The 13,528-nt window shown below is 47.9% G+C and carries 12 protein-coding genes, 2 pseudogenes and 1 riboswitch; of the genes and pseudogenes, 11 read left to right on the top strand and 3 right to left on the bottom strand.

Translation table 11 applies throughout. The features are described from left to right. Positions 1-2 precede the first annotated feature (2 nt). A pseudogene (locus PAGR_RS24370) lies at positions 3-398 on the top strand (transposase); the annotation flags it as partial. A gap of 129 nt (positions 399-527) precedes the next feature. Here PAGR_RS24370 and PAGR_RS12785 read toward each other — a convergent pair. Next, positions 528-824 (bottom strand): hypothetical protein, encoded by a 297-nt coding sequence (locus tag PAGR_RS12785; protein ID WP_014606026.1) that lies wholly within the window; start codon positions 822-824, stop codon positions 528-530. Positions 825-1,182: 358 nt separating this feature from the next. On the opposite strand from PAGR_RS12785, the gene PAGR_RS12780 reads away from it, so the two are divergent. After that, positions 1,183-3,147 (top strand): methyl-accepting chemotaxis protein, encoded by a 1,965-nt coding sequence (locus PAGR_RS12780; protein WP_014606025.1) that lies wholly within the window; start codon positions 1,183-1,185, stop codon positions 3,145-3,147. Between the two features lie 173 nt (positions 3,148-3,320). On the opposite strand, the pseudogene PAGR_RS12775 reads toward PAGR_RS12780, so the two are convergent. After that, positions 3,321-4,744: pseudogene (locus tag PAGR_RS12775) on the bottom strand (alpha,alpha-trehalose-phosphate synthase (UDP-forming)). A 111-nt stretch (positions 4,745-4,855) separates the two neighbouring features. Beyond that, positions 4,856-5,407 carry a GNAT family N-acetyltransferase gene (locus PAGR_RS12770; protein WP_014606024.1) on the bottom strand — a complete coding sequence of 184 codons (552 nt, stop codon included), beginning with the start codon at positions 5,405-5,407 and terminating at the stop codon, positions 4,856-4,858. A 569-nt stretch (positions 5,408-5,976) separates the two neighbouring features. Next, a riboswitch (M-box (ykoK) riboswitch) is annotated at positions 5,977-6,150 on the top strand. A 73-nt stretch (positions 6,151-6,223) separates the two neighbouring features. Between PAGR_RS12770 and PAGR_RS12765 the strand changes: the two genes are divergently transcribed. The 9 genes from PAGR_RS12765 to PAGR_RS12725 all read left to right on the top strand — a co-directional run bounded on the left by PAGR_RS12765 (position 6,224) and on the right by PAGR_RS12725 (position 13,368). After that, positions 6,224-7,243 carry a magnesium transporter gene (locus PAGR_RS12765; RefSeq protein ID WP_014606023.1) on the top strand — a complete coding sequence of 340 codons (1,020 nt, stop codon included), beginning with the start codon at positions 6,224-6,226 and terminating at the stop codon, positions 7,241-7,243. Between the two features lie 129 nt (positions 7,244-7,372). Next, positions 7,373-7,762 carry a hypothetical protein gene (locus tag PAGR_RS12760; RefSeq protein ID WP_014606022.1) on the top strand — a complete coding sequence of 130 codons (390 nt, stop codon included), beginning with the start codon at positions 7,373-7,375 and terminating at the stop codon, positions 7,760-7,762. Positions 7,763-8,453: 691 nt separating this feature from the next. Further along, a complete protein-coding gene (locus tag PAGR_RS12755) occupies positions 8,454-9,668 on the top strand; it encodes a tyrosine-type recombinase/integrase (protein ID WP_014606021.1) in 1,215 nt (404 codons plus the stop codon). 326 nt (positions 9,669-9,994) lie between these two features. Next, positions 9,995-10,195 carry a helix-turn-helix transcriptional regulator gene (locus tag PAGR_RS12750; RefSeq protein WP_014606020.1) on the top strand — a complete coding sequence of 67 codons (201 nt, stop codon included), beginning with the start codon at positions 9,995-9,997 and terminating at the stop codon, positions 10,193-10,195. Between the two features lie 149 nt (positions 10,196-10,344). Continuing rightward, positions 10,345-10,629, top strand: a complete 285-nt coding sequence (locus tag PAGR_RS12745; RefSeq protein ID WP_019105355.1) for a hypothetical protein — start codon at positions 10,345-10,347, stop codon at positions 10,627-10,629. A 72-nt stretch (positions 10,630-10,701) separates the two neighbouring features. Continuing rightward, positions 10,702-11,004 carry a hypothetical protein gene (locus tag PAGR_RS12740; RefSeq protein ID WP_014606019.1) on the top strand — a complete coding sequence of 101 codons (303 nt, stop codon included), beginning with the start codon at positions 10,702-10,704 and terminating at the stop codon, positions 11,002-11,004. 68 nt (positions 11,005-11,072) lie between these two features. After that, entirely contained in the window at positions 11,073-11,324 is a 252-nt protein-coding gene (locus tag PAGR_RS12735; protein WP_014606018.1) for an H-NS family histone-like protein, read from the top strand. Between the two features lie 187 nt (positions 11,325-11,511). Continuing rightward, positions 11,512-12,246, top strand: a complete 735-nt coding sequence (locus tag PAGR_RS12730; RefSeq protein ID WP_019105354.1) for a hypothetical protein — start codon at positions 11,512-11,514, stop codon at positions 12,244-12,246. A 9-nt stretch (positions 12,247-12,255) separates the two neighbouring features. Beyond that, the gene (locus PAGR_RS12725) at positions 12,256-13,368 is read left to right on the top strand and encodes a helix-turn-helix domain-containing protein (protein WP_014606016.1); all 1,113 of its coding nucleotides are present in this window, start codon (positions 12,256-12,258) and stop codon (positions 13,366-13,368) included. Positions 13,369-13,528 lie beyond the last annotated feature (160 nt).

The raw sequence follows: 13,528 nt of genomic DNA, 5'->3' as shown, positions 1-13,528 counted from the left end.
AACGCCACTCCCGCTTAGTAATCCCCACCTGTATCAGAGACAACAAGACCTTAACGGTGATATCTGCCCTCATGAAACAAGCCCGGAAATAAGCTTTCGAGCGTTATAAAACATAAACACGGGATCGGAGCGCCGAACTAACCCGCCGCACCCGATTTACTGTAGATACAGACATCCAGATTTAGGTCTGTGATCCCTAAGCTCCCGCGCGATGTGGCTCAAATGAAATGACGAACAGATCGCTCAGACAACACTTTCCAAAAGGAAGCGACGCATCTGTTCACCCCTGGCAAAGATTAAACCCTGTTGTCAGGCAGCTCAGCGAAAGGCCGGGAAATGCGCCAGGCTCTGAATTCCCCGGAGATCGTTTCGACCAATGTGTTTCATCCGTTGATTGAACTCACAGCCAGAAGTGAACCGATCAAATGCTTTCTGTCTGAACACCGCAATAAGGGCGACTGAGTTGCGGTGTACAAATTTCAGAGGCTAAAAAGGGAACGCCTCAGCTGACTGAGAACGTCGCGTGGTCAGAAAAGTGTTTCTTTAATGGTGATTTCGTCCACCCGGAGGATTGAAGACATGTCGAAACCTTTCATGTCTGATATGAACGCCTCGCTGCTCATGTATTTCTGATTGATAGCCTGTATATCGGCTCCATCCTGATAGGTCACTGTTGCAATGACCTGACAGCTTTCTCCCAGATAGACATCATTGACATAAATGTCAAAAGCAGAAAGAGAAACCCTGTGTCGGGGCCAGTGTTTGTGAAAATAAATTTCTGCTGACTGACTGTCTTTGAGTGTATAAATCCTGACCTGTTTCATCTTGTCCATCCTGTTGTGAAGGTGTTCATCAAGGCGGAAAGTCAAAGCATACCCATTTCATTTCTGGAAAATTAACAAAAGACCACTTCTCGCTCTGAGCCGACGTTCATTCTTTTAAACTGGCGCAAACTTTCTCTGTACCTGACGGACATCAAACGCAAACGCTTACCCGCACGCATCGCTAATAATAATCCCGGTAATCGCTGAAGCTATGGCCGCGTGAGTCGATAACGCATGCTCAGCTCATTTTTGGGGCTGAAGAGGGCTCATGCGTGCTGGTCATACCGGCGCAGCATTTGGCCCTCTTTTTTAAAACACCAGTACGTGCATTCCTTTTAATTACAATGGAAATAACAATATGTCTGTCATTAAGACAATGACCAGAAGCTTAACCGGTTCCCGTTTTGCAGGGGCAGCTCAGCCCACCGACGGGATCTTTCACTGTGAAAGCTTACCTGCATCGCTCTCTGCTGCAGGCCTTAGCAAACGTGCTGCGGGTATTTTGCTGACGTTTGTACCGCCAGAGGCAGATTTTCAGAAGGTCAGTCAGGCATGGCAACGTTTAACATCGGCGGATCTGACCGTCATTACGCTCTCCTCGAACGGGGCGCTCAGCGCCAGCGGCAAGCAGACAACTTACTGCAAGGGAGACGGACAAGAGGGCAGCTGGCTCTGGCTGCCTCGCAACCTGATAGCGGAGCATGAAACGCACATTGTCGATCTGCATCTTCACGACGCGCACACGGCGACCGATCGCATCAGCGCCATTCAGCATGAACTGGCCGCACTGAAGCTGCGCATGCCGCTTTCTGCCGATCGCACCTTCGCTATGATTTACTGCGACGGACTGTCCGCATCAGAAGGCTTTCTGATGCAGGCCTGGTATAACACCGGGCGCTTTCCGTGCCTGGCGATTGGTGGCTCCGCAGGAGGACGTGCAACCTTTGACGGCACATGGATGGGTGTCGGCGGTCGTGTGCTGCAGGGCAAGGCCGTTATCGTGTTCTGCAAAATGGCAGCGGGTAAATCCTTCGCACCCTTCAAAAGCCAGAATTTCGAACCGCTGAATAAAAGCTGGCTGATTGCAGAGGCCGATCCGGTGAAGCGTACGTTGACGTCGGTGTTCAACGCGCAGGGACAGCAGCAGCCATTCACCCAGGCGCTGGCCGAACATCTTGGCTGCAACGAACAGCAGCTCAGCGAGCGGCTTAAAGGTCTGACATTTGCCGTCAAGGTAGGCGAAGCCTTCTTTATTCGTTCCGTGGCGAAAATGGACAGCCAGAGTGTACAGTTTTTCTGCGACCTGGAATTTGGCGATCGGCTTTACTTAATGCGTGAAACCGATTTTAAACAGGCCACGCAGCGTGACTGGCAGGCCTTTACCCAACGCCACGGCAAACCGGCAGCGATTCTGATGAACGATTGCATACTGCGTCGCGTAGGGAATGCCGATAAGCTGCACGATGCGCATTTCTTTAAAGGGATCCCGGCCGCCGGCTTCTCCAGTTTTGGTGAGATTCTCGGCGTGCCGATCAACCAGACGCTCTCTGCGCTGGTGTTCTTTAATCACAGCGTCAATGCGATGGCGCAATTCCCGGTGGAATATGCCAGCTATGCGGCTCACTACGCTCAGCGCGCCCTGCGTCGCTGGGAGGCGCTGAACAGGGTGCAGTCCGGCGTGCTGGCGCGCGTGGTGAATTATCAGCAGGAGTTAGCGCCTATCGTCCAGGCACTGCCGGTGCTTGAGGCGGCAACCCAGAGCCAGAGCGAGGCGTTGACGATGGCCGAGAGCAGCATCCGCGCTATCAGCGATATCGCCAAAGAGAGCCAGCAGGCACAGGGCCGCTTAGGCGACGGGTTGGACGATCTGGAGTCGATCTCCAATGGCATCAACGTCATTACGCATGGCATTAGCAATATCGCGTTCCAGACCAATATTCTGGCGCTTAATGCGGCTGTTGAAGCCGCCCGTGCGGGTGAGGCGGGCAGGGGGTTTGCGGTTGTCGCCGGAGAAGTGCGTCGTCTGGCGCAATCCTCCAAAGAGCAGGCGGAAGCCACGGCAAGCAATATCAACGATGCGGTCAGCACGATTTCCCGCATTCGCAATGTGGCGACAAACACCGTGCAAACTGCCACGGACATGGCAGAGCGCAGTATCCACGCAGCCGATGCCATAGCGGCGATGAGCGACCGCACCCGCCATGAGCGGGCAGGTATGGCGAAACAGCTGGATAGCCTGCGCACCTTAACAGCGGGAATGGATGCCATGCAGGAAGCGGTGGCCGAGCTGAAAGTGCTGCAAACCCTTTCGGCTTCTCATTAACGCACGCCTCAGCCGTTATCACCACGCTGTACCAGCGGCTGCGATTCAATAGCTTGATGAAAATGGCTCAGGGCTGAGCCGTTTTCAGGCTATTTCATCGTTGTCTTGCAGCTAAAAGCCCGGTCTGCAAAGCAGAGGCGATGCAGACCTGCCGCTTACTGAGGACGGTAACGTCAGTATCGGGCCCGACTACTGTTCAGACGCAAAGAGGGGGCGGTTGCGACAACCGGCCCGGGCATCACGGGCTGATCGCTCAGCATGGACAAAAATGCCTGAGACCAGCGATGACTGCTGTGCAAATGCAATCCCTTCATCAGACGCGCGTGAAGATGACGCCGTTCCCTGACCGGCATCAGCAGTGCGCTATGAATGGCATCGGCCATCGCATCGGGATCGTAAGGATTGACGATTATCGCGCCGTCCATTTGCTCTGCTGCGCCTGCAAACTGCGACAGGATCAGCACGCCAGGGTTATCGGGATCCTGAAGTGCAACATACATCTTCGCCATCAGGCTCATGCCCGCCATCAGTGGGGTCACCAGCGCAACACGGGAAGCGCGATAGATTCCCGCCTGCTCTTGCCGACTGTAAGCATGCGTCAGACAGTTCACCGGGTACCAGTTCATCATGCCGTGCACGCCGTTAAACTCGCCGCACAGGGTTTCTAAGGTGTGACTGATTTCCGGCGCGCGATGCGCATACCCGGCAGAGGGCGGAGCCAACTGCAACAGGGTGATATTTTTTGGTAAACAGCATGTTTGCGCAGCAGCACTTCCACGGCGCTGATTCGGTAAGGCAGCCCGGCACTGTCATCAAGATGGCCGCCACTCAGTACGGTATTTTCTGGCAAGTTTTCGCGGCACTGCATTTCCATGAAGGCACAGCTATTGCTGTCGCGCAGACAGCGGGCATCGTCAAGGTCAATCCCCACAGGAAAGACGCCGAGCCGGACAATAAGGCCTTGTACCCGAAAACTGTCGCCAGCTAAACGCTCTGTACGGAATTCACTTTCCAGCCAGACAATAAAGTTGTTCATGTCCTGTACTGTCTGAAAACCGATCACGTCACAGCACAGCAGGGATTCGGTGAGCCAGCGCCAGTCGGGAATGGCCTCAAACATCTTGCCCGATGGGAAAGGCTGATGCAGAAAAAAGCCCACTGGATTGGTCAAACCGGCTTCGCGAAGATAGCGGGCGCAACCCAGCAGATGATAATCCTGTATCCAGATTCTGTCCTCGGGCAGGGCGTGCTCACAAATGGCACGCGCATAAGCCTCATTAATATTTTTATATTCCCGATAGCCGTCAGCGGAAAAACGAGCCAGATCCGGGCGCTGGTGGAAAACAGGCCAGAGTCCTTTATGAACGTAATTGTGATAACCCTCATTCGCCTCGCCGGGTGTCAGGGGAAAGGTCAGGGTTTCATAGTGATCTTTCTGCTGAGATGACAGAGGTCTTGCCATATCCGATGGCAGAACTGCGGTCTGGCCATCCCAGCTCACCCAGAGCCCACCTTGATGGGCGAGAATGCCTTCATAAATCGCAGTAAGCGTGGAACGTTGAGAATGATTATGTGATACCAGGATAAGACCTGACATGGTGTTTTCCTTGTGAGACAGGGGTTCGTCAGTCGCATTGCTTAACGACCAACAGCTGGATAATTGAGGCCGAATGAGAAACTGAAGCAGGCTGCTCATCGTTATAGTCGCTTAATGTCTACGTGTGATATCGGAGCCTGCTGGGTAGTCAACGCCGTGATACTGAGGCGGCGTCACGTAAATACCCGGCAGTGAGGGATGACAGATGAAGCCGTTGTGTTGAAGAAACTCCGGGGCGGATTCACTCAGGGCGATAATACGATGGCAGCCGCAGGCACCTGGATGCGACAGACAGCAGCGCAATAGCCAGGATCCCAGACCGATAAAGCGATATTCTGGCGAAATAAACAGATCCTGGATTACCCAGGTTTCGGCCATATCGGTTATGACGCGTGCAAAGCCGATTTGTCGTGCATTGCGGTAGACGCCAAAACAGAGACTGCTGTTCAACGCCAGCGTCAGAAGGCGCGCATCGGGGATCGTCGCCCCCAGCCATTGAGCAATCAGCCGCGGGTTAAGCCTGGCCGGATCGGTGTTGACCTCAATTGCGTCTCTGAACCATTTACGGGGTGACATCAGCCGAAGACGTTGCTGCTCAGCCAGCTCGACTAAGGCGGCATTGCCACTGACAGGCAGAGAAAAGGGCGCATTAACGCATTTCATCAACGACTTCCTTATGCATGGGCCATGAGTACCCGGTGCCGTTGATTAAAACGCCCGGCGTGTAAAAGTGGCGTAAAAAAGAAATGGCGAGGTGTAAAAAGGGTGCAAAGGAAAAGCGGTGGTATGGGCTGGCTGTACCCATTATCAGGTGTTAAGGGATCGGTCTTAAACATAGCGACTATGTCTGAAAGCTGGCTGTGTGCCTGAAATTTCTCCTGAGCCTTTTTAGCAAAGATTCATCCCTGCAGAATGGAGACGTGCATGCGTTAAATGACGTTACTGATAAACGGCTAAGACAGTATCTGGGTAAACACAGGTACAGGCTCCCACGTTTTAGCAACGATTATTGACGAATGTTCATTGGGTTGGGAAATGAAATGGCACAGGAAGCGTCACTGATTACGCTGAACTATTCATAAAGGAGTGATTTCTATGGTTGTCCACCAAGAATATTAATGTAAAGTAATTTTATTTATATTTTTGTAATTCCTTAAACGTATTCTCAATAAGAATCGATTGTTTCTTTTTATATCAGCATTCTCCCTCTATATTAGCCGCGTTTTAAGTACACAGTATCTCGTTTGGCGAGGCTCCTATACAAACACAGGTTACTGATCTGACGACATCGAGAGATGCCCAAGGTTAAGACAGGCTTTATCGGATTAAGGTTCAGCCCAAGGTAACTTCTGATTAATGAATCAGATACGTTGTATAGTGCTAAAACCTGGACGCGGAGATAGCCTACGTTCACTCCCTCTTTGGTTACGCCCCTGTACGATTCGCTGATGACGTTTTAGCCGATATAGGGACACTTCAATGCAAAAAATACAGCATCTTTCTACCGGTTCGCGCCTCAATGCTGACGGCGTAAATGACGCCTCCGTTGCGCAGTATATGAACCCGAATTTTATTACGCTCCCCTACACACTGACGGTAAAAGAAGCGAAGCTTTATTTTCTGTCGCAGTTAAAAACAAATGAGATCCCCTCGTTAGTCTTTATTACCGCGCGCGATTACCATTTACGCGGCACGCTTGCGGTTAAAACATTATTGCAATGCCATGATGAAGATAAACCGGTTGGTGTCATGATGCGTCATGCTTTCACGAAAGTGACGCCGGATGACAGTCGCGGTGATATTGCTCATATTCTGATGGAGGAGAATATCGATATCCTGCCCGTCGTCGCCAACCATACGCTGGTTGGTGTGCTGGGTGAACGGGAGATTGCACGCCTGATTGCGGATGAGAACACCGCAGATGCACAGCGTCAGGGCGCCAGTCTGCCGCTGGACAAACCTTATCTTGAAACCAGTCCGTGGGCGCTCTGGCGAAAAAGAGCCGTCTGGTTGCTGATGCTTTTTGTGGCTGAGGCCTATACAGGCAATGTCCTGAAAGCCTTTGAAGATCAACTTGAGGCGGCAATTGCGCTCGCCTTTTTTATTCCTCTGTTGATTGGCACCGGCGGCAATAGCGGCACACAGATCACCTCTACCCTGGTGCGGGCCATGGCGTTAGGGGAGGTTAGTCTGGCAAGGCTAGGTGCAGTGCTGCGCAAAGAAATCTCCACGTCCCTGCTGATCGCGGCCACTATCGGCCTTGCGGCATGGATACGGGCATGGATGATGGGCGTTGGCGCAGAGGTCACGCTGGTTGTCAGTTTGTCGCTGGTGGCCATTACTGTGTGGAGCGCGATTGTGTCGTCAATCATACCGATGTTACTGAAAAAGTTAGGTGTTGATCCGGCGGTGGTTTCTGCGCCCTTTATTGCCACTTTTATTGACGGCACAGGGCTCATCATTTATTTCAAAATCGCGCAGTATGTGATGGGAATTTGATTCGGGCTCTGCCTCAATAAATGGGGCTGACGCGCCATCGGGTGAGTCTGATGGCGCGAAAATGCAGCTGATCATTACTGGCTTGTTACCCTATCTGTCTGACAGACATTAACCCTCAGGAGTACAACGTTGAAAAAACACCTGCAGTATGATTTTCACCACTTAGGGATTCCAGTCAGTGATGGCCTGCAAGACGGCAGTTACAGTCAACGTGCCGGCATGTACACCGCCGATAACCCAGGCCAGTTCCGGGTGCAGTGGCACCGTTTTGAAGCCGATTCACCTTTGCATCATCTGATCCGCACTGTGCCACATGTGGCATTTAAGGTGGCCGATCTCCTGGAGGCCATTCGCGATGAGGAGGTTATACTTGGGCCCTATGAGCCGATCGACGGTTTTTTTGTTGCGATGATCAACGATGCTGGCGTGCCGATTGAACTCATCCAGACTGAACTTACGGATGATGAAGTGTGGCGGAAGGCGAGGTCGGGCGAGGGACGTCTTTATCAGGCTGAGTAATGCCAGATGGTTGTTGCGAATGCGAAGAAACAGTCGTATTCGTTAAGCGTAGTAGGATAGCAGCATGGCGAATACCACTTCTACCCTCACTTATTGGAGCAACCGTATTGAACTATGCACCTTAAAAATTCCTTTCAGGATTTCTATAAATGCTTACTTATAACTTGCTATGGTCGCTATGATTTCGGTGTTTCTCTTGTGAGGATGTAGATCGTGTGGAGGAAGTTACTTACGCTTTCTCTTTATGAAGCGTTTGTAAAATCAATTTGAGATAATATGAAAAATCCACGCAGTTGCGTGGATTTTAGAGGATTTTGAGAGTTCATGATATTTTCTGACATCTCAAAGACAACACATTTTATTTAGACGTTGAACCGTGACTTATGTTTTATTTTATTGATATTTATTGGTTTATTTAACGTCATATCTTTCATGCACTCATGCTTGTGCTCATTTTGAAGTTGGCTCGCTTTCGTAATGCGAAGGTCGTAGGTTCGACTCCTATTATCGGCACCATCCTACTTATTTTAACGTCTCCCAAAGTCTACTCAAACACCCTTTAAACCCTTATAATACGCGGTTTTACGGCCCTTATTGTCTCTGCTCGTATACTCGCGTTCACAGAAATCTACGGTGAGTTGGGGGCATCGGTGGGGGCATATCGTGTTCGGTCTAAAGGAGATGCCCCCAAATGCAGCTCAATGCCAGACAGGTAGAGACTGCCAAGCCCAAAGATAAACCCTACAAGTTAGCGGACGGTGGGGGCATGTATCTGGAGGTGTTCCCGAACGGCACTAAAAGCTGGCGCATGAAATACCGGATCGCAGGTAAAGAAAAATGTGTGGTGTTTGGTGTCTACCCGACCATTACCTTAGCCGATGCCAGAAGTAAAAGAGATGATGCTAAAAAGCTGCTGGTTAATGGCGTTGATCCGAGTGCGTTTAAGCAAGAAAGCAAACAAGCCCACATCGAAGAAGTCAAAAACACCTTTCAGCAAATTGCGCTCGAATGGCACAACATGAAAGTGAAGAAATGGTCGGCAGGGTATGCCTCTGACATTCTTGAAGCCTTCAACAAAGACGTCTTCCCGTTCATTGGTCAACGTCCTGTTGCAGACATCAAGCCGTTGGAACTACTGAACGTGCTGAAAAAGATGGAAGACCGAGGAGCAACCGAAAAAGCCAAGAAAGTGCGTCAACGCTGCGGCGAAGTGTTTCGCTATGCCATCGTGACAGGCAGAGCCGAGTATAATCCCGCGCCTGATCTCACCAGTGCCATGCAGGGGCATGAATCTACACATTACCCGTTCCTGACCACTGAAGAGCTTCCTGCTTTCTTTAAAGCCCTTGCTGGCTACTCTGGTAGTGAACTGATGGTGCTGGCAGCAAGATTGCTGATCATTACTGGCCTGAGAACAGGTGAATTGCGCGGTGCGTTATGGTCAGAAATCGATACCAAGAAAGCGCTATGGGAAATTTCTGCTGAACGCATGAAAATGCGCCGCCCTCATATCATCCCGCTATCTACCCAAGCGTTAGCCATTATCGAACAGATCAGAGCAATGACGGGGCAATTTCCTTTACTGTTTCCGGGACGCAATGACCCAAGTAAGACCATGAGCGAAGCCAGTATCAATCAGGTATTTAAGCGAATTGGCTATACAGGCCGGGTTACAGGTCACGGCTTCCGTCATACCATGAGCACCGTTCTTCATGAACAGGGCTATAACACCGCATGGATTGAAACCCAACTGGCGCATGTGGATAAGAATGCTATCCGTGGCACCTACAACCATGCGCAATACCTAGATGGTAGACGTGAGATGCTGCAATGGTATGCTGACTACATGGCAAGCCTTGAGAAAGGCGGCAATGTGGTGCAGGGAGCGTTTAATCGGCGTGAGTAAGGATAACTGCTGATGAAAGAAGGGCTATGTCTTAACGGGCATAGCCCTTTTTCTTGGCTAAAGCAGATAAGAATTAAGTCAGAATTTAAACTGACATTTATTAACTAATTGATTAATATGAAAATTATAAAATACTTTAAAACAGCAAAATAAATAGCACTTTTTGCTAAATCACTCTACACCCCGCCCAGTGACAGCTCTCCCACCATTTCATACTGATTTGTATAAAAAACGATCAATTCAGGTTCAATTCTGATTTTCCGAGGGTTGAACGTCATAAGCGATCTGCAGATACTACATTCATCAAAACAACAACGGAGAAATATATGACAACAAGAAGACTTATTCGCCTGCCGGAAGTGATGAATAAAACAGGATATAGTAAAGCATGGATTTATCGACTTATTAGCAAGGGCGTATTCCCCGAACCGATAAAGATCGGAATAAGAGCCAGAGCTTTTGTTGAAAGTGAAATCGATGAATGGATTGAAAATATTATTCAGTTTTCACGTAAACATGCTGATTAATGGAAAATACACTATTAATACGATGAGGAGGTTCTATGTAAAATGTTAAACGCTGTGTTTTTTACAATACTATAAAATAAAAACTAAAATATTTTATGCATTAATAATGCAGGGTATTTTACACTTTAAACAAAGAAAAGGAAAAATATATGAATAAGAAAAATAATGGTTTTGATAGGATCGCTACTGAGATGTTTCTACTATCAGCGATGAAAGAGTATTACCGTATTTATTGGGATATAGTCAAAAAAGGGCCCAAAGAGGCATTTAATTTACTTACTGATAATCATCATATGGAAACAGTCTATGACCAAGTAATAGAACGAGCTAAAAAGGGTGTAGCAAAAAATAAGCGCTATCTTATCGATTTCGAAGGGGTGAGAATGGAGGTAATGACATTGCATACCAAAGCCTTAGTGTTAGCCTATATGTAAATCTATTTGGCCCCTTCTTGGGTCTGAAAATAAACTAAATATTAAATAATCATATAAAAGTGAGAGTTAATCATGTCTAAAGATAATAAAGTTAAAAACAAATCTACAAAACTGTTCCTTGATCTTGCTAAAAGATCGTTTGAGGCAAGTTGGAGCAGTTTACAAAATGATCACGATGGGGATATAAGAGAGTATATTAGTGATCATGATTTTATGAGTGCAACTATCATGTGCGTGATAATGCATATTAAAAATAACTTTGAGAGTTTAACACAGAAAGAAGGAAATAATGGAAATATTGACGAAGTTGATCTTAAGGTTATTTCTAATCTGTTGGTAAGGCATTCGTATTTATTTGTTCATAAATCTTTGTAGTTTCCTTTGAAGATATATTTACCCCGTAAGGGGCAGATAAAAACACTTACGACAATAGGAGAAAACTGATGATTGATGAGTTCCACGTTATGTTTATGTATAAAAAAATCCAAGCTGAAGCCGCCACTACAGATATGAAAACACTGAATCAACTATTGAAGAAGTTTCGAAAAGTGGTAGAGGAGCGGCGTGATGAGTATTATCAGGAGATTGGTGAGAAAAAGGCGCGTAAACTGAGGATAAAGAGGATTCTCACGTTGATGGGGAAGGATAGAATTTCACCAGAGGAACTATGCTCTGTTGGCTCAGATTTGATCTAAAACTTCTGTAGCTCAGGGCAATACCAAATCTGACAGACAGCTTTATGCCAGAGGCGAATGCTAAACCATCAAAAGAGATAGTAAAGCGGAAGTAGCTCAAAACGACGTGCCTTGCGCCTCTGTTGATTCATCCAGTTATTTTCTTGTTTTCACCCCTCAAATGAGGTATAAAAAAGAGAAAATGAAGATGGAGCCTTTACCGATGTACTCGCATAATCTCGCAAAAACCGTTGTATTGGCTGATCCGAATGATGTCGAATCTTACCTGCAGCCGATGAACCTTAGCCAAAGCGATCTTGCGCTTATCCTTGAGCGTGGCTTGTCTGGTCGCTATTCGACGACACAAAACCACCCCGCAACTTCTCGGGGGCAGTATTTCTACGGTGAAGGTGTAAGTGCAGCCCGTGAAATTCTAGCATCCAAAGGATATTCGCGATTGTCTTTGCGAAACGTAGAGTTGACTGTCAGCGATAAGGTGGCAATTTACCTTTGCCGTGGTTGCAGCCAGACTGGCTTTGTTCATGGCTATCCTGAGTCACGTATGAAGAAGGGAGACTTTACTCGCGAGCTTATGGGGTTAATCCATAATAACAACCCGGGTCAGGGGGAGTTAACGCTGGGCGATAGTCAGATCAAGCTAGATTTAGACCTGCCGGAAGGCGATATTATTCCCCTACTTCCTAATAAAATCGGAAGGGACTTATGGTTTTTACTTTACGAGTTATATGATCTGGATGAGTTTGATCGGAAAGGCATTCGTGCAGAGCTATCTCGACCTGTTTCTTACAATAACAAGAATGTTGTTAACAGCTTCTCTACTCGTTTGATTCTTGATATCCATCAACCGGATCCAATTGTTCGGAAAGGTGATGCTCCTCAGTTTACACCTGACATCGATCTCGACATTTTGAAAACAGGCTAAATATGCAACATGTTTAATTCAGAGCGTTTATGTATAGCAAGAGAACGAAGAGGCCTGACTCAAAGAGCACTAGCTGAAGCGGCTGGGTTAACCAGCAAGACAATTTCTAACTATGAAAAAGCCGGTATCTTTGATGCGATCGCAAGCGATAGCATGGAGAGAATCTCTGCTGTCTTAGAATATCCCATCGAGTTTTTCCTCGATCGGGATGTTCCTTCGTTAACACCCGAGGCAGTCAGTTTTCGCGCAATGACAAAATTAAGTGCGCAAAAACGTGATTCAGCTCTTGGGGCTGGGAAGTTGGCACAGGAATTATCGGCATGGATTGACGGGCAATTCAAGCTACCAAAACCTAACGTTCCTGACAGTAGCTTCGATGGCTATTCAGAGCCTGAACGTGCCGCCAGAACGGTTAGGGAAGCTTGGGGGATAGGTGAACTATCGATATCCAACATAGTTCACTTGCTTGAAGCCAATGGTATTAGGGTTTTTTCACTTGCTGAAAATTGCGTTGAGGTGGATGCTTTTTCTTTTTGGATGGACGAAAAACCTTTTGTTCTGCTGAACACAATGAAAACTCCAGAACGAAGTCGTTTTGACGCGGCTCATGAGCTTGGTCATTTAGTTCTTCATAAGCATTCATGTAACAATGGGCGTCAGGCGGAACAGGATGCAGATCGTTTTGCATCGGCATTCTTGATGCCTGAACGTAGTATCTTAGCCTCGGTTCCAAGGATGCCAAGACTGGAACAGCTCATTTTGCTAAAGAAGAACTGGAAAGTTTCATTAGCTGCACTAGTGCGACGTACGTTTGATGTTGGGTTATCGACAGAGTGGCATTATCGCCAACTCTCAATAGAGCTTAACCGTCGTGGTTACCGTACGGGAGAACCTCAAGGTATGCCGGAACGTGAGAAGTCATTGATTTTGGAAAAGGTCTTTTCAGCATTGCGCACTCAAGGGATAAAGCGCACCGAGATCCTCGGGCAACTTAGGTTCCCTGCTGATGAAGTAAGTGCCCTGACGTTTAACAACCGCTTCTTCATGGAAGCTATTACAGGCGACGGTTCTCAATCGAATATTGAGCGTAAGCAACCTCCCCAGTTAAGCCTTGTCAAATAGGATTATCTGTTACGAACGGCGGTTGATTCCGCCGTATTTATAGTTATCTCCACAAGCCCTGTATACTGTTCCTTCCAAATAAATTTTAATACATTTTCTATACTCAATTTTCGTGTGTAATTTAGGCTGTTGTATCATTTATTCTTAAACTACGATGTTA

Origin of the sequence: Pantoea ananatis PA13 (assembly GCF_000233595.1) — a bacterium.
Taxonomy (GTDB): domain Bacteria; phylum Pseudomonadota; class Gammaproteobacteria; order Enterobacterales; family Enterobacteriaceae; genus Pantoea; species Pantoea ananatis.
This window is presented reverse-complemented; position numbering and strand designations above follow the sequence as displayed.